Raw genomic sequence first — 15,014 nt, forward strand, 5'->3', positions numbered from 1 at the left:
ATTGCCCGTCCCTTGTGCCAGAGTTACCGATGATCATCAGCTCGCTGCTAGATACTGATCTGTACAAGTTCTCGATGATGCAGGTCGTGTTGCACCATTACCCCGCTGCCCAGGTGGAGTACAAATTCAAATGCCGTAATCCGGGTGTGGATCTTGTTCCCTACATCGAGGAGATTCGTGCCGAGATCGAGGCGCTTTGCAGCTTGCGCTTCTCCGCCGAAGAGCTCGATTACCTGCGTAGCTGGCGTTTCATCAAGAGCGACTTCATTGATTTCCTGGCGTTGTTCCACCTCAATACGAAATACGTGAGCATCGAGCCGGCCGCTCAAGCCAATGGCGAAATCGAGATCCGGATCGTGGGGCCCTGGCTGCATACGATTCTGTTCGAGGTGCCTTTGCTGGCGATCGTCAACCAGGTGTATTTCCGTAACACGCAACCAGCGCTCAGCCTGGCCGACGGACGTCGACGGCTGCGCGACAAGATCGTGATGTTGCGTGACACCCGTGGTTACGAAGCCTGCCGGATCGCCGACTACGGCACCCGCCGCCGCTTTTCGCGTGACTGGCAGCAAGAAGTGGTTACCACACTGCGCGACGAGCTGGGTGATCAACTGACTGGTACCAGCAATGTATGGCTCGCGTGGAAGTTGGGATTACGTCCATTGGGTACCTTGGCCCACGAGTATTTGCAGGCGCATCAGGCGCTGGGGCCGCGCTTGCGCGATTCACAGGTGGCAGCACTGGAAACGTGGGCCAGGGAATATCGTGGGGATCTTGGCATCGCGCTATCGGATGTCTACGGCTTGAATGCCTTCCTGCGCGACTTCGACATGTACTTCTGCAAGTTGTTCGATGGCACCCGTCATGACTCGGGCGACCCCTTCGACTGGGGCGAGCGTGTGTTGGCGCATTACCGTGCCAATCGCGTGGACCCGACCAGCAAGGTTCTGGTCTTCAGCGACGGCCTGGACATACCGAAGGTCATGCAGCTTTATGCGCATTTTCGCGGTCGCTGCCAACTGGCGTTCGGCGTGGGCACCAACCTCACGAACGATGTTGGCCCGAGCCCTCTGAACATCGTGATGAAAATGATTCGCTGCAATGGCCAGCCGGTAGCCAAGCTCAGCGACTCGCCAGGCAAGAACATGTGCGAGGACGAGGCCTACGTCACCTATCTCAGGCAAGTATTCGACATCCCCCTTGTTATCGCGTAAGAGCGACTTCAGTCACGGCTTGAAGGTTTTAAAACCTCCAAGCCGTGACGATGTCGCCGCTTGCACCGCGAATGAAATGAATGGGTTCTCGCGCGGTAGGCGCGAGCGCCGCGTCGAATCAGAACGCCGGCAATACCGCGCCGTGGTATTGCTGCTGGATATAGGTTTTGATTTCCGGGCTGGTCAATGCCTTGGCCAGGGCTTGCACGCGAGGGTCATCCTTGTTGTCATCGCGGCTTACCAGCACGTTGACATAAGGGGAATCCTTATCCTCGATCAGCAACGCATCCTTGGTCGGGTTGAGGCCGGCAGCCAATGCATAATTGGTGTTGATGAGTGCCAGGTCCACTTCGTCCAGGGTGCGCGGAAGTACGGCCGCCTCCAGTTCGCGGAACTTGAGGTTCTTCGGATTGGCGGTGATGTCCTTGGGCGACGACACCGGGCTATTGGGATCCTTGAGCGTGATCAGCCCGTGCCGGGCCAGCAGCAATAGGGCACGTCCACCATTGCTCGGGTCGTTGGGCAGGCTCACGACGGCACCGTCAGGCAACTGGTCGATGGTCTTGATCTTGCGAGAGTAGGCGCCGAACGGCTCGATATGCACACCGGTCACCACAGTCAGGTGCGTGTTATGGCGCTGGTTGAAGTCATCCAGGTAAGGTTTGGACTGGAAATAATTAGCGTCGACCGCTTTCTCCAGGACTTGCGTATTGGGCTGTACGTAATCGGCAAAGACCTTGATATCCAGGTCGATCCCTTCCTTGGCCAGGATCGGCTTGGCTTGTTTGAGGATCTCAGCGTGCGGTACGGCTGTAGCGGCCACGGTAAGCTTCTTGCTGTCGGTGTTGCCACCGGATGAGCAGCCCGCCAGCAGGAGCAGGGCGGCCAGGGGGGCGAATAGCTTGTTCATGATGTCAGCCTTTGTGCGTTGCATCAGAATAGCCGTCCATACCGCCAAAGGCAAAAAGCCTGCCATTGACGCCTGCCAGGTCAGTGGCGGCTGAAATGCGCCACGACGCGATCACCGATCATCTGCAGCAATTGCACCAGCACGATCAGCAGGAACACCGTGACTACCATGTAATCCGACTTGTAGCTCAGATAGCCGTAACGGTAGGCAAGGTCACCCAGGCCCCCGGCGCCGATTGCGCCTCCCATGGCCGTATAACCCACCAGGGCGATGGCTGTCACCGTGACGCCGGCAATCAGCCCGGGCCGCGCTTCGGGCAATAGCACGTGACGGACGATTTGCCACGTCGTGGCGCCCATCGCCTGACTGGCTTCGATGACACCTTGTTCGACCTCTCGCAACGCTGTTTCCACCAGGCGCGCGAAGAACGGCGCGGCCCCGATGACCAGTGGAGGAATAGCGCCGCGTATGCCGAGCTTCGTGCCGACCAGCACGTACGTGAGCGGCATCAGCACGATCATCAGAATGATGAACGGAATCGAGCGAAGAATATTCACCAGTAGTGAGAGCGCGGCATAGAAGATGGGCATCTGTCGAAGTTGCCCTTTGCCGGTCAGGTACAAGAGTATGCCAAGCGGCAAGCCCAGCACGATCGTCAGTGCGAGTGAGCCGCTCAGCATCAGCAAGGTATCGATGCAGGCCTTACCCAGTTCACCCCAATCATCAATGTTGGGGAACAGTGAGGAAAGCGCAGATGCAAGCACAGCGATCATCGGGTCATTTCCTCCACTTCGATACCCGCTGCGCGCAAGGCCCCCAGCGCGCGATCGGTGCCTTCGCCCTGCATGGCCAACGTGAGCTGGCCATAGGGTAGATCCTTGATGCGGTCGATACGGCCAGCAAGGATGTTGAAATCCACGCCGGTTTCGCGTGTGACACGCCCGAGCGTGGGCGACCATGTCGCCTCGCCACGAAAGGACAGGCGCAGGATGCGCCCGGGCACATGGGCATACAGGGCCGCGCCTCCTGCGGCTTCTTCCGGTAGCGCTTCGTCGACGAAACGGCGTGTTGTCTCATGCTTGGGATGCAGGAAGACGTCGGCAACCGAGCCATGCTCGACAATACGTCCGGCATCCAACACGGCTACGCGGTCGCAAACGCGACGCACCACGTCCATTTCGTGGGTGATCAGCACGATAGTCAGTTTGAGGTCGCGATTGATCTGTGCAAGCAACTCCAGCACCGATGCAGTGGTCTGTGGGTCCAAGGCGCTGGTGGCTTCGTCGCACAACAGGATGGAAGGCCGGTTAGCCAGCGCCCGTGCGATGCCCACGCGCTGTTTCTGGCCGCCTGAGAGCTGTGAGGGATATTTGTCGCGATGTGCGGACAACCCGACGCGTTCGAGCAGTTCGGCGACACGGCTGGCGATGGCTTCCTCGTCGTGTGATCCGGCCAGGCGCAGCGGGAAAGCGATGTTGGCGGCCACGGTCTGCGACGACAGCAGGTTGAAGTGCTGGAAGATCATGCCGATGTGGCGACGCTGGTCCCGCAGCGCACGATCGTCGAGTCGGGTCAGGTCTACCTCGTCGATTAGCACGCTGCCACCGCTGGGCCGCTCCAGCAGGTTGATCAACCGTATAAGCGTCGATTTGCCCGCGCCGGAGTGGCCGATGATGCCAAAGACCTCGCCATCGGCGATGTCCAGGTTGAACGGCTGCAAGGCGGAGATGTCCTTGCCGTCGACACGGTAGGACTTGTGAACATCGACAAAGCGGATCACGGCAGATCCTGGAAAAGTGACCGGGGCGGCATTATGCCAGCCCCAGGGGGAGCTGGTATGCCGGTGCCAGGGATGCCCGGCTGGCGTAGACTGCCTGTTTCCACCCAGGAGCCTTGAGCCATGACTTCGATCTATGACTTCTCCGTGAAGGACATCGACGGCAACGAGCGGTCGATGGCCGAATGGCGAGGCAAGACCCTGGTGGTGGTCAATGTCGCCTCCAAGTGTGGCTTCACGCCGCAGTATAAGGGCCTGGAGGCCCTGTGGCGCCAGCACCAGGACAAAGACGTGGTGGTGCTTGGTTTTCCCTGCGACCAGTTTGGCCACCAGGAGCCGGGTAACGAGGATGAGATCAAGAATTTCTGCTCGCTCAACTACGACGTCAGCTTCCCTATGTTCGCCAAGATCAATGTCAACGGCGATCATGCCCATCCGCTCTACAAATGGCTGAAGAAGGAGGGCAAAGGCATTCTCGGCAGCGAATCGATCAAGTGGAACTTCACCAAGTTCCTGATCGACCGCGATGGACAGGTGATCAAGCGGTATGCGCCGACGGACACGCCGGAGAAGATCGGTGAGGATATAGCTGCACGTGGGGGATGATGAGCTTTTAAAAAAGCGCTCGCCTTCGTGAAAGTTGGCAAAAGCCCGATGACCGGCTTGCGGGGCAGGTTCGCCTTTCCCGCCCTCAATCACAATCTCCGGCTCAGCGACTTTCCGTGCTCCCAGCGGCTTCATTGCGCGATTCGGCCAACATCACCGCAATCGCGTCCACGTCCTTGCTCGCACTGGGCGAGCCCTGTGGGGGTTCGTAGTTGTTGAGCATGATGGCGAAGGCCAGGCGCTCGCCCGAGGCCGACCGTACGTAGCCTGCCAGGCAGTGCACCAGGGTCATGCTGCCGGTCTTGGCTTGAAGATTGTTGGCGGCTGGTGTATTGCGCATGCGCCACTGCAAGGTGCCATCCACGCCCGCATGTGGCACGGCATCGTAGACCACGCCCGCGTAAGGCTGGGCGGCCAGGAAGCTGAGCACGCGAACGAGTGCCAAGGGGGTGGCCAGGTCGCGCCGCGACAGGCCAGATCCTTCTTCGATCAGGCTGGCTTCACGGGGTACGCCGATTCGATCCAGTAGGCTGCGCAGTGTGCGCGTGCCCCAGGCTTCGGTGGTAATGAAACCGGTAGGCGGCACATTTTGCTGCATCGCCTCCGCCTGGGCTTTCGCACCGGCAGCCAGCAACAGGTTTTGCATGTACAGGTTCTGCGAGCGTTTCAGGCCCTGGTGCAGGATTTGTGCGACCGACGGCGAGAGTACTTGGGCCCATACTGTCGTGCCATCGCGATCTGCCGCGTCACTGTCGGGCCAGTGCACGGTACGTAGACTGCCTTGGACAAGGATTCCGTGCCGTTCAAGGGCGTCGCGCAGGCGCTGTCCGGCAACACGAGCCGGATCTGTCATGGCCAGCTTGTAGTTGAGCGCGGATGAGCGTGCGGCGATGCTACCGAACACATGCATCGTGTCGCTGCCCGGCGCACGATAGAGATTGATGTCGTTGCGGCTGCGCGGCTCGCCGGTAACCATGGTGTTGCTCATGGCGGGCGCTGCGTCCTCCGGGTCGAAGGTCACCCTGGCAGATTGGCCGCTGCCTGTTCCGGGCTCGATCTGGATGCCAACCAGGTTGTCGTCGACGCTCAGCGCGCTGGTGGGCATGCCGAACCAGCTTTGCAGGTCGATAGCCTCCCAGCCTGAGCCCATCGACGGTGTCTGGAAATAAGTGTCGTCGGCCACGATACCGCCATCGACCTTGTGCAGGCCACGCTCAGCCAATTGCGTGGCGAGCTGATCGGCCCAGTCCGCAGTGCTCGAATCGGCACCCAGCGTCGGATCGCCCATGCCATAGAGCACCAACGGCCCATCGAGCTTGCCGGCCTTGATATCGCCTTTGGCCAGTACCTGGGTGGGAATCCGGTAATCCGGGCCCAGGGTGCTCAATGCCAGCGCCGTAGTGAACAGCTTGGTGGTCGAGGCCGGCAACATCAACTGGTCGGCACGGTGGCTATAGAGCAGGCGGCCGTTGTCCAGCGAAACCACCGCGATGCCCCATTGGGCCGATGCAAAGCGTGGCTGGTCGAGGAAACCGTCGATGCGCGCGGCAAGCGTGGCTGGCGCGGTGGTGCCGCCGGACACCGCCTGTGCGGCGCTCAAGTTGGGCAGCAGTCCGAGCAGGAACAGGGCGATGGTACGGCTCATGGCATGTAGGGATAGCGTCATGGTCTGAGTATTCCATGAGCCGCCTTGGGAAGGGCGCGAACCGGCCGTGCAGATGGGGTCTGTTACCCTATGGGTTTCGTGTCGGCCCCAGGGTCGGCTCCCTACCGACGCTCAATCAACGAGATCATCATGCAGATTGCCCCCCATTCCGTTGTTTCCTTCCATTACACCCTCACGGATGACCAGGGCCAGGTCGTCGACAGCTCCGAAGGTCGCGAGCCGCTGACGTACCTGCAAGGCGCCGGTCAGATCGTGCCCGGCCTGGAGAAGGCGATGGAAGGCCGCCAGGCCGGCGACCAGTTCAAGGTCGACGTGGCCGCCGCTGAAGGTTATGGCGAGCGCCAAGAGGAACTGGCGCAGGAAGTCCCGCGCGAAGCTTTCCAGGGCGTGGATGATATCCAGCCCGGCATGCAGTTCCAGGGCCGTGGCCCGCAAGGCGTGATCAACGTGACCGTGACCAAGATCGAGGGTGACACGGTACACATCGACGGTAACCATCCGTTGGCGGGCAAGACCCTGCATTTCGCCATCGAGATCACCAACGTTCGCGAGGCTACGCAAGAAGAGCGTGAGCATGGCCACGTGCACGGTGAAGGCGGTCACCACCACTGATGCCGTCGTAGGGCGCCCGGAAGGTACCGGGCGCCTCTTTTCCGGGGGATTGCTTCATGCAGGGATGCCTGCGCATCGCGATTGTCGGTTACGGCACGGCTGGGCAGGCCGCTGCCTTGTTCCTGGCCGATCAGGGTCATGAACTGAGTATCTTCGAGCAGGCTCCTGTACTTGGACCGGTCGGCGCAGGCTTCCTGCTGCAGCCCACGGGGTTGGGTGTGCTGGATCGCTTGGGCCTGGGAGACCTCGTGCTCGAACGTGGTCAGCGCGTGGACCGCCTTTTCGGTAGCACTCCTGGTGGCAGGCGCGTCATGGACATGAGTTATGGCGACCATGCGCCGGGTTGTTTCGGTCTGGGGCTTACGCGCGGCAGCCTGTTCGACGTGTTGCGTGATGCCTACACCGACGTGGATCGCATTGCCACCGGTACGCGCATCGAATCCATCGAGGGCGGACGCGAGCTACGCGATGTATCGGGCCGTCTTCATGGGCCATTCGATCTGATCGTAGTGGCCGACGGTGCGCACTCGTATCTGCGCGAGGGATATGCGGACATCCTGCATCGCCAGAAGCTTTATCCCTGGGGCGCACTGTGGTGCTTGTTGCCGGCAGAGGGCTGGCCTTATCCCGACCAACTGCAGCAGCGTTACGCCGGCACCCGTGAAATGATCGGCGTGTTGCCCGTGGGGCAGCGCAGCGGCCATCAAGGACGTTGGCTGACGTTTTATTTCAGCGCCCCGGGCGATCAGCTGGATCGCTTCGACGAACAGGCACTGGCGCGCATGCGTGAGCGCGTGGATGCCATCTGGCCGGAGGTCACGCCCACACTGGCAACCATCACATCACCAGAACAGATCCATCGCGCACGCTACCGTGACGTGGTGCTGCGCAAACCGCATCAAGGCAATGTGGTGTTCGTGGGAGACGCCGCCCATGCGATGAGTCCGCAATTGGGGCAGGGCGTGAACATGGCCCTGCTCGATGCCCAGGCGCTCGCCCATGGTCTGGCGACGTGCACCTCGCTGGCCTTGGCCCTCGGGCACTATCACCGCCGGCGCCGCAGGCATCTGGCGATCTATCAACGTCTCAGCCGCTGGTTGACCCCGTGGTTCCAGTCCAACTACAGCGTGCTTTCGCCCTGGCGTGACCTCACGTTCGGCCCCTTGGGCCGGTTCCCTCTGAGCCGCCAATCGATGCTGCGTGTGCTCACCGGGACGATAGGGCACAAGAGCGAGGAGTGAGAGGTCAGGAGTGAGGAGTGAGACAAGAGCCGGGTGGCGATACTTCGCTTTGTGCTTTTACTCACTTCTCGCGCTGATCTCTCACTCCTGACCAGTCAGTACCAATCGAGCAACGAAATACCCAACCCCAGATACGTGGCGTTGTGGTTGTAGTCGATCATGCTTTCGCCATAGCCCTTGAACAACTCGGCGTAGCCCCGCAGATTGCCGACGATGGGAAAGCTCCAGGTGAACTGTCCGGCGCCATGGCTGCGGCTGCCACCACGTAGCGAATGCCGTAGCATCAGGCCAAATTCCTGTCCGTTCCATTCTCGGATGATCTGCATGTCCATGCGGCCCATGTAGTCGCTGATGTTAGGATTGTCGTCGGTTTTGCGGTCTTCGGGAATGCGCCACCACGGGCGCAGCATGACGACCCAGTCGCCACGCTCGAAACCAACATTGGCGATGACGCGGTTCCAACTGCGCGATAGCGGATTGGAGCGGCCGTTCGACTCGTGATTGAGTCCGATGCCGGCCAAGCGGCCGTCCCAACCGAACAGCGAGTAATGGGTGTCGAACATCAGCATCGCTTCGGGCTCGTAGTTGGTTTCGCGGAACGGACGCGAGATCTGCGAGTTGTAGACCTGCCAGCGGGAGGACTGCGTGTAACCGACCCAAAGGTCGCCGTTGTCGCCGAAGATGTCCTGCCAGACCTTGGTCTTGAGGCTGAGCTGGAATTTCGCTTCGATGTTCTGTAATTGTTGTGGCGTACCCACGTTATTGTCGGGATTGGGACTACGAGGCTGGTCGTTCTGGTTGCTCGTGGCGAACACCGGCATGATGTAAACCGGCTTATAACCGCGAATATTGAAGGTGCCTAGTTTTGTGTTAGGCGACAGCTCCCAACGAGAGTCAAGCAGCGATAGCGGCTTGGCAACCTCGCTATCGCCGGACGGCGAGGCCGTGATCGTGGCCGTGTGCTGGTTGTTGTCCTTGGTGAAGATGCCCGGTATTCGCGTGGTTTCGTCCTGATGCTTCTGGGCGGCGGGGAGATGGTCGTGCCCTGTGGCATGGTCATAGCAGGCCAGCCGCTGTGAATCGCTCTCGATTGCCGTGCAGGCACGGATATCGAGCGGGTTGGGGTTTTGCGCGTGCGCCAGGGCAGAGCATGCCAGCATGCCGGCCGATGCGAGAGCGGTCGATCGCTTCATTATTGAATTCCTTGATATCCCCTCGGGGCGCCATTTCGGAGTTTACCCGTCGTCGCTTGCGCTCACAAAAAAAAGCGCCGGCTCTTGTGCCGGCGCTTGTGTGCACCTGATCTCAGGATTTCTTTACCCAAGCTTCATATTCGCTTTTACTGATGCGCCCATCGCGGTTCGTGTCGGCGTACTTGAAGTCGTTGGCAAGCAGCGGGTAGGCCGAAGCCTGAGACTCGCTGATCGACTTGCCGCCATTGGCTAGCTGCTCGAAGCTAGGGGCGGGGCCGGACGGGACTTGCGGCATTGTCGAATTGACCTGTACCTGCACGCCCTGGTTGGTCGTCGTCTGCGCGGTTGATTGGCCCGGTTGTGGTGGCGGGGTTGCCTGTGTCTGCATCTGCTGCGGATCGGTGGAGCCCGGCGGGGGCGCAGGCGGATTGACCGACTGTCCCTGCGGCGGCGGAGGCGGCGGCATCAAGGGCTGCGACTGGGGCTGCGGTGGCGAGGCCGGCTGCGGTGGCATGCTCGAATCTTGCGCCCAGGCAGCGCCGGCTAGTTGCAGCGAACTGATGGCCACCATGGACAAGAGCATCTTGGAACGTTTCATCGTGGTCACTCCATGCCAGAATGACTGGCTCTAGCGGAATTAGTGTGATCATGCTGACCGATGGCGAGTGGATGCCATGTATGGACTAATGCCCGGAATAAACGTCAGCACAACAAACGCATCGAGGTCATGTGAAGTCCTTGTTAGCATTGCGTCAGCCTTCATCTAAAGCGTGCCGATCGATCGGCCGCGTCCAGGCGCGTTATCTGCAACTGGCCGCCCAAGGGTTGCTTCGGTCTCCCCGGCGGCGCGCGCGGCGCGACGATGTAGTTGTCGCGATCGAGCGAATGCGTCTGCTACAGATCGACAGCATTCATGTGATCGCCCGCAGTCCTTATATGGTGTTGTATTCGCGGCTGGGTCAATACGATCGGCAGTGGCTGGATGACGCATTAGCTCAAGGGCGTATCGCCGAATGCTGGGCCCATGAAGCGTGCTTCGTCCCTGCGGCCGATTTTGGTTTGCATCATGGTTGGCGTACCCAGCGCCAGGGACATTGGGCGCATAAAAACGCCGCGCGCATGCAGCGCGAGCATCGCGAGGGTATGGACGACATACTCGTTCACGTTCGCGAGCACGGAGCCGTACGTACCGCGGATTTCACCGAGGGCGAACGTCCGCCAGGCGCGTCCGGGTGGTGGTCATGGAAGCCGCAGAAGCGTTGGCTGGAAGCCTGGTTCGCATTGGGCGACCTGATGGTGACGCGGCGCGAGCGATTTCAGCGCGTCTATGATCTGGCCGAACGCGTGTTGGAAAAGCTCGATCCTCCCTTCGACACGACCTTGGCGGCGCGCGATCACTCTGTCCTGCGCCGACGTTTCATCATCGACACGGTTCGCGCACTGGGCGTTGCGCAGGCGCGTTGGATCGCTGATTACTACCGCCTGCGGCCTTCGGTGACTGATCGTGAGCTGGCGCCATTGTGCGCGGAAGGCGAATTGGTCGAGGTGTCCGTCGAGGGTTGGTCGGTACCGGGCTATGTTCATCGCGACCATGCCGACCTGCTCGATCAGGCCGCGCTGGGTCGCCTTCGAGCCACACGCACGGCGTTGTTGTCGCCCTTCGACCCCCTGGTCTGGGATCGTGCCCGCGCGTTGGCGATGTTCGATTTCGAATACACCATCGAATGCTACCTACCGCCGGCCAAGCGTGCTTATGGCTACTACGTGCTGCCGATTCTGCACCGCGGCCGGCTGGTTGGCCGGCTCGATGCCAAGGCCCATCGAGCCGAGGGCATTTTCGAGATCAAGGCGATCTTCCTGGAACCGGGGGTCGAGGAAACGGGGCGCATGACCGAAGACCTGGCGGCGGCCATCGTCGATACCGCGGTTTGGCACGGCACGCCACGCGTGAAAGTCGCCCGATCACGCCCCGTCAGCCTGGCACCGATGCTACGCCGGGCCATCTTGTCGATCGGCAAAGTACCGTCCAAAGGGTGATCAGGCCACAAAGCCAGGCCGTCCCGATCCTGGACAAGAGAAGCCACGCACCGAGCAAAGGATCCCGGCCGATATGCCGGGATATCGGTTCAGGGGTCTGGAATCAGCTGCTTTTGAAGGGAGCAAGATTGCATTTGCCCGAGAATTTGCTGCTGCCAAAGGCGGCCCGATCGCTGCATGCGACCGGCCCTGGCCACTGGTCTCTGACACCGTTTTTTGGTTCATCGATTAGGTTCATCGACCGCTGGACGCGGCCGTACCGGCGCCTGTATCACAGGATTTGCCCTTGAGCACGTTGCGCAACTCGCTGCTCAGCGCGGCGCAGCGCGAACCGAGTTGGGATCGCATGTCCGGATCATTCGCATCCTCGATCAGGCTACGGCGCATCTGGTCGTATCGGCTCTGGATCTGCTCGTCGGAGAAAATCCCCGCAGCGCGATGACATGCCACGTAGCTATCGAGGTAGCTGTCACACGCGGGTATGCCGGTCCGGGTGCTGTCGGTGACGGTCGCCATGTGCACCGTCGGCGCTGCGGGGCGCTGGGCAGACGCTACCGTACGGGACGCGGGTGAGCTGCTCGCGCTGCGGGTTGCTGTGCCGGTGCTTCGATGCGTGGGTTTATCTGCGCAGCCTGCCATCAGCAGGGCGGCCGAGAGTGCCAGCAGGGCAGGTCGGGCCTTGGGAATGAACATGAGCGCTCCTGGTGTCGCGGTGGAAGCCTTTGGTACGACAGGCCTTTGGTACGACAGGGTTGTCTGTCACACCTGCACACTAGACACTGATGCCGGTAAAGGAAAACTGAAGGCGGCGGCAGGAATTTACGCCGGTTTGGACCGATCCAAGGCTGCCGTAGGATGAACCACGTCTCGCTACGAAAAATGGAAATACGCAATTGATCGCAAGTCCGCTATCATACGCATACTGAGTTGTCAGGGTTCACCAGAGTTTTGTGACCCGATGCCGCTGATCTTGATCTGCCTCATCGCATCACCCCTAGGGTTTCCTTTGCACACCAGTAAGTCGTCCGGGCCCAATCTTGGGTTCCGGGCTAAGTCTCTATCCCTTTAGGAGTGTTTCGCATGTCTGGTAGTCCGTCAGATCGTCAGGTCGGTACTGTAAAATGGTTCAACGATGCCAAGGGTTTCGGCTTCATCAGCCGCGACAATGGCCCGGATGTCTTCGTGCATTTCCGTGCCATCCAGGGCAACGGCTTTAAGAGCCTGGCCGAAGGCCAGCAGGTCAGCTTCAAGGTCGTGCAAGGCCAGAAGGGCCTGCAGGCCGACGAAGTCAACGTGGCCTGATCTAGCTCAAAGGCATTAAGAAAAAGTCGGGCCTTCGGGTCCGACTTTTTTTTTACACCTATGTGAACGTAGATAATCGGCAAAATAATCGCCAAATCACTATCCAGGCTCCGAAAATCCGTTATGCTGGTTCCACTGTGTTTGTCAGGTCACGTGCGTGCCCCGATGTTCGGTTTCACTGATTCCCGCATCGCCCCACCCGATTCCTGCATGCCCAGTAAGTCGTCGGCCCGTGGGGAGGCTGACTTGTCTCAGTATCGAGAAGAGTCGGAGTGAGTGAGTCATGTCGGAACGTGAGGAAGAAGGCACCGTCAAGTGGTTCAACGACGCCAAGGGGTTTGGATTCATCAGTCGGGCAAGTGGTCCTGACGTTTTCGTCCATTTCCGCGCCATCCAAGGCACTGGCTTCAAGTCCCTGAAAGAGGGGCAGAAAGTCAAATTCAAGGTGGTGCAGGGCCAAAAGGGTGACCAGGCTGAGGACGTTCACCCCCTCTGAGGTGTTGCTGGCATACCCAGGTACCTTTTAAAAGGCCGGCATTGCCGGCCTTTTATTTGTTTTGAACATTTTCGCTTTGCTTTGTGAGGCACGCGTGCAGCCAGGGGAAGAGGTCGATACCGCCGTTCATGAGTCAGGTCTGCCGGTAACAGCGCACGATGGATCGAAGTTCGAGCTATTGTCCCGATGCCGTGCGGACGCTCATGACCTGATCTACTGGATGCCTGCACTAGGCGTGGCGGCCAAGCACTATTTGCCCTTGGCCGATGCTTTGGCTGAGCAAGGGGTTGCCATGGTCATTCACGAGTGGCGTGGTATCGGGTCCAGTGACCAGCGCGCCGGTCGGCGGGTGGATTGGCGCTACAAGGAACTCCTGACGCTGGATATGCCGGCCGGTCTTGCCGCGACCGGCCGACAATGGCCATCAGCAAGGCTTTGGCTGGGCGGGCACAGCTTGGGCGGTCAGTTGGCAGCGATTTACGGAGGGCTTCATACGGAGAGGTTCTCGGGCCTGTTGCTGGCCGCCAGCGGAGCACCATACTGGCGACAGTACCCTCATGGTTGGGCGATCGGGCTCTCTTATATCGCTGCGCCCTGGCTGGCTCGACTTGCCGGGTACTTCCCGGGACGACGCCTCGGTTTCGGCGGTAACGAGGCACGCGGCGTGATTGATGATTGGGCACGGACCGGCCGTACAGGGCGCTACAGCGCGCGAGGCATGGATCATGACCTCGACGCCCGCATGGCTTGCGCCCGTTGGCCTGTTCTGGCCTTGCGCATGCGTGATGACTGGATGGTGCCTCAGGCATCGCTGGATTGGTTGCTCGGTAAGATGCCGGCCGCCGCGCACACGCAGGTGGTGCTCGGGGACGAAGAACTGGGTACACGCGCCGATCATTTCAGTTGGATGAGACGGCCTCGGTCAGTGGCTGCGCACATGCTGCGCTGGATCGGTGAACGATCATGACGGGGGTGCGAAAGCGCTCAAGCTGACGCAAAATCCAAGGCTGTCCCATCAATGGAGCCAGCCGTGGAACAACAGCCTTTGCGTATCGAGGGGCGCGAGCACGATCTTGGTGACAGTTTTGTCGTTCGTCGTCTGCTGCCAGTGCTGCAAGCCCGGCATGTAGGGCCATTCGTGTTCTACGATCACATGGGGCCGGCGCAATTTGCACCCGGCAAGGGCATGGATGTGCGTCCGCATCCGCACATTGGCTTGGCCACAGTGACGTGGTTGTTTGATGGTGCCATCCGGCATCGGGACAGCCTGGGAAGTCTGGCCGACATCCGGCCGGGTGAAGTGAACTGGATGACATCTGGCCAGGGCATCGTACATTCCGAGCGCACGCCGCCTACCGAACGCCGCGACGGCCAGACCTTGCACGGCGTGCAGGTTTGGGTGGCACTGCCACAGGCCGATGCGGAGGTCGCGCCCGACTTCCATCATCATGATGCCAGCCAGTTACCGCGCATACGACGTGAGGGTGTCGAGTTGGTCCTGATCGCCGGCACGGCGTACGGCGAAGCATCGCCGGTCAAGGTATTTGCACCGATGTTTTTCATGCAAGCTCATCTGGCTGCAGGGGCCAGCCTGGATTGGCCTGAAGAACACTGCGAGCGTGGCGTTCACGTGATCGATGGCGACATCGAGTGGGCAGGGGTGACGCTTGGCGCACGCCAGATGGCGGTGCAGGCAGGCGCGACCGCAGCCCCGCTCCACGCGCAGCGCGATAGCCATGTGATGCTATTCGGTGGCGCGCCGCTCGATGGAGAGCGACATCTGTGGTGGAATTTCGTCGCCAGCACGCGAGAGCGCATCGAGCAGGCCAAGCGCGACTGGGTCGAGCAGCGTTTTGCGAAAGTGCCAGGTGACGAGGACGAATTCATCCCGTTGCCTGAGCGCTGACCGGCCTGCTGTGTAAAGATTCAAGATTGCCAGTACCGTAAAGCGGAGGTCATT

At 60.5% G+C, this 15,014-nt stretch carries 16 protein-coding genes; 9 read left to right on the forward strand and 7 right to left on the reverse strand.

Annotated elements, in window-relative coordinates:
* Positions 1 to 29 precede the first annotated feature (29 nt).
* Entirely contained in the window at positions 30 to 1,214 is a 1,185-nt protein-coding gene (gene pncB, locus VF436_RS11220) for a nicotinate phosphoribosyltransferase (protein ID WP_330904112.1), read from the forward strand.
* Positions 1,215 to 1,332: 118 nt separating this feature from the next.
* Here pncB and VF436_RS11225 read toward each other — a convergent pair whose 3' ends face one another.
* From VF436_RS11225 to VF436_RS11235, 3 genes are all read right to left on the reverse strand, one after another.
* On the reverse strand, positions 1,333 to 2,124 hold the full coding sequence (locus VF436_RS11225) for a MetQ/NlpA family ABC transporter substrate-binding protein (protein ID WP_330904113.1): 792 nt from the start codon (positions 2,122 to 2,124) through the stop codon (positions 1,333 to 1,335).
* A gap of 80 nt (positions 2,125 to 2,204) precedes the next feature.
* Positions 2,205 to 2,894, reverse strand: coding sequence for a methionine ABC transporter permease (locus VF436_RS11230; RefSeq protein ID WP_414649842.1), 690 nt, complete (start codon positions 2,892 to 2,894; stop codon positions 2,205 to 2,207).
* On the reverse strand, positions 2,894 to 3,904 hold the full coding sequence (locus VF436_RS11235; protein ID WP_330904115.1) for a methionine ABC transporter ATP-binding protein: 1,011 nt from the start codon (positions 3,902 to 3,904) through the stop codon (positions 2,894 to 2,896). Before VF436_RS11235 ends, VF436_RS11230 begins: the two co-directional genes overlap by 1 nt.
* A gap of 120 nt (positions 3,905 to 4,024) precedes the next feature.
* Between VF436_RS11235 and VF436_RS11240 the strand changes: the two genes are divergently transcribed.
* A complete protein-coding gene (locus VF436_RS11240) occupies positions 4,025 to 4,507 on the forward strand; it encodes a glutathione peroxidase (RefSeq protein WP_330904116.1) in 483 nt (160 codons plus the stop codon).
* A 103-nt stretch (positions 4,508 to 4,610) separates the two neighbouring features.
* On the opposite strand, the gene dacB is transcribed toward VF436_RS11240, so the two are convergent.
* The gene (gene dacB / locus VF436_RS11245; RefSeq protein WP_330904117.1) at positions 4,611 to 6,173 is read right to left on the reverse strand and encodes a D-alanyl-D-alanine carboxypeptidase/D-alanyl-D-alanine endopeptidase; all 1,563 of its coding nucleotides are present in this window, start codon (positions 6,171 to 6,173) and stop codon (positions 4,611 to 4,613) included.
* Positions 6,174 to 6,302: 129 nt separating this feature from the next.
* Between dacB and VF436_RS11250 the strand changes: the two genes are divergently transcribed.
* Positions 6,303 to 6,785 (forward strand): peptidylprolyl isomerase, encoded by a 483-nt coding sequence (locus tag VF436_RS11250; protein WP_330904118.1) that lies wholly within the window; start codon positions 6,303 to 6,305, stop codon positions 6,783 to 6,785.
* 56 nt (positions 6,786 to 6,841) lie between these two features.
* Complete coding sequence (locus tag VF436_RS11255; RefSeq protein ID WP_330904119.1) at positions 6,842 to 8,026, forward strand: NAD(P)/FAD-dependent oxidoreductase; 1,185 nt, start codon at positions 6,842 to 6,844, stop codon at positions 8,024 to 8,026.
* Positions 8,027 to 8,121: 95 nt separating this feature from the next.
* Here VF436_RS11255 and VF436_RS11260 read toward each other — a convergent pair whose 3' ends face one another.
* Positions 8,122 to 9,219, reverse strand: coding sequence for a phospholipase A (locus tag VF436_RS11260; RefSeq protein ID WP_330904120.1), 1,098 nt, complete (start codon positions 9,217 to 9,219; stop codon positions 8,122 to 8,124).
* Between the two features lie 112 nt (positions 9,220 to 9,331).
* Positions 9,332 to 9,817, reverse strand: coding sequence for an EF-hand domain-containing protein (locus tag VF436_RS11265; RefSeq protein WP_330904121.1), 486 nt, complete (start codon positions 9,815 to 9,817; stop codon positions 9,332 to 9,334).
* Positions 9,818 to 10,104: 287 nt separating this feature from the next.
* On the opposite strand from VF436_RS11265, the gene VF436_RS11270 reads away from it, so the two are divergent.
* Positions 10,105 to 11,256: a winged helix-turn-helix domain-containing protein gene (locus VF436_RS11270; protein ID WP_330904122.1), complete on the forward strand. Its 1,152-nt coding sequence runs from the start codon at positions 10,105 to 10,107 to the stop codon at positions 11,254 to 11,256.
* A gap of 234 nt (positions 11,257 to 11,490) precedes the next feature.
* Here VF436_RS11270 and VF436_RS11275 read toward each other — a convergent pair whose 3' ends face one another.
* Positions 11,491 to 11,949 (reverse strand): hypothetical protein, encoded by a 459-nt coding sequence (locus VF436_RS11275; protein WP_330904123.1) that lies wholly within the window; start codon positions 11,947 to 11,949, stop codon positions 11,491 to 11,493.
* 387 nt (positions 11,950 to 12,336) lie between these two features.
* Between VF436_RS11275 and VF436_RS11280 the strand changes: the two genes are divergently transcribed.
* The 4 genes from VF436_RS11280 (at position 12,337) to VF436_RS11295 (ending at position 14,960) form a co-directional block, all read left to right on the forward strand.
* Positions 12,337 to 12,558 carry a cold-shock protein gene (locus VF436_RS11280; RefSeq protein WP_330904124.1) on the forward strand — a complete coding sequence of 74 codons (222 nt, stop codon included), beginning with the start codon at positions 12,337 to 12,339 and terminating at the stop codon, positions 12,556 to 12,558.
* 283 nt (positions 12,559 to 12,841) lie between these two features.
* Positions 12,842 to 13,054, forward strand: coding sequence for a cold-shock protein (locus tag VF436_RS11285; protein ID WP_330904125.1), 213 nt, complete (start codon positions 12,842 to 12,844; stop codon positions 13,052 to 13,054).
* Between the two features lie 94 nt (positions 13,055 to 13,148).
* Positions 13,149 to 14,021 carry an alpha/beta fold hydrolase gene (locus VF436_RS11290; protein ID WP_330904126.1) on the forward strand — a complete coding sequence of 291 codons (873 nt, stop codon included), beginning with the start codon at positions 13,149 to 13,151 and terminating at the stop codon, positions 14,019 to 14,021.
* A gap of 51 nt (positions 14,022 to 14,072) precedes the next feature.
* Positions 14,073 to 14,960 (forward strand): pirin family protein, encoded by an 888-nt coding sequence (locus tag VF436_RS11295; protein WP_330904127.1) that lies wholly within the window; start codon positions 14,073 to 14,075, stop codon positions 14,958 to 14,960.
* Positions 14,961 to 15,014: the final 54 nt, after the last annotated feature.

It is taken from the genome of Dyella sp., assembly GCF_036384435.1.
Lineage (GTDB): Bacteria > Pseudomonadota > Gammaproteobacteria > Xanthomonadales > Rhodanobacteraceae > GSA-30.

Excerpts from the sequence above, each read along its gene's own strand:
- VF436_RS11280 (WP_330904124.1), top strand. The coding sequence starts at position 12,337 with ATGTCTGGTAGTCCGTCAGATCGTCAGGTCGGTACTGTAAAATGGTTC.
- VF436_RS11275 (WP_330904123.1), bottom strand. The coding sequence starts at position 11,949 with ATGTTCATTCCCAAGGCCCGACCTGCCCTGCTGGCACTCTCGGCCGCC.
- VF436_RS11285 (WP_330904125.1), top strand. The coding sequence starts at position 12,842 with ATGTCGGAACGTGAGGAAGAAGGCACCGTCAAGTGGTTCAACGACGCC.
- VF436_RS11240 (WP_330904116.1), top strand. The coding sequence starts at position 4,025 with ATGACTTCGATCTATGACTTCTCCGTGAAGGACATCGACGGCAACGAG.
- VF436_RS11250 (WP_330904118.1), top strand. The coding sequence starts at position 6,303 with ATGCAGATTGCCCCCCATTCCGTTGTTTCCTTCCATTACACCCTCACG.
- VF436_RS11225 (WP_330904113.1), bottom strand. The coding sequence starts at position 2,124 with ATGAACAAGCTATTCGCCCCCCTGGCCGCCCTGCTCCTGCTGGCGGGC.
- VF436_RS11255 (WP_330904119.1), top strand. The coding sequence starts at position 6,842 with ATGCAGGGATGCCTGCGCATCGCGATTGTCGGTTACGGCACGGCTGGG.
- VF436_RS11270 (WP_330904122.1), top strand. The coding sequence starts at position 10,105 with ATGCGTCTGCTACAGATCGACAGCATTCATGTGATCGCCCGCAGTCCT.
- pncB (WP_330904112.1), top strand. The coding sequence starts at position 30 with ATGATCATCAGCTCGCTGCTAGATACTGATCTGTACAAGTTCTCGATG.
- dacB (WP_330904117.1), bottom strand. The coding sequence starts at position 6,173 with ATGACGCTATCCCTACATGCCATGAGCCGTACCATCGCCCTGTTCCTG.
- VF436_RS11260 (WP_330904120.1), bottom strand. The coding sequence starts at position 9,219 with ATGAAGCGATCGACCGCTCTCGCATCGGCCGGCATGCTGGCATGCTCT.
- VF436_RS11295 (WP_330904127.1), top strand. The coding sequence starts at position 14,073 with ATGGAGCCAGCCGTGGAACAACAGCCTTTGCGTATCGAGGGGCGCGAG.
- VF436_RS11265 (WP_330904121.1), bottom strand. The coding sequence starts at position 9,817 with ATGAAACGTTCCAAGATGCTCTTGTCCATGGTGGCCATCAGTTCGCTG.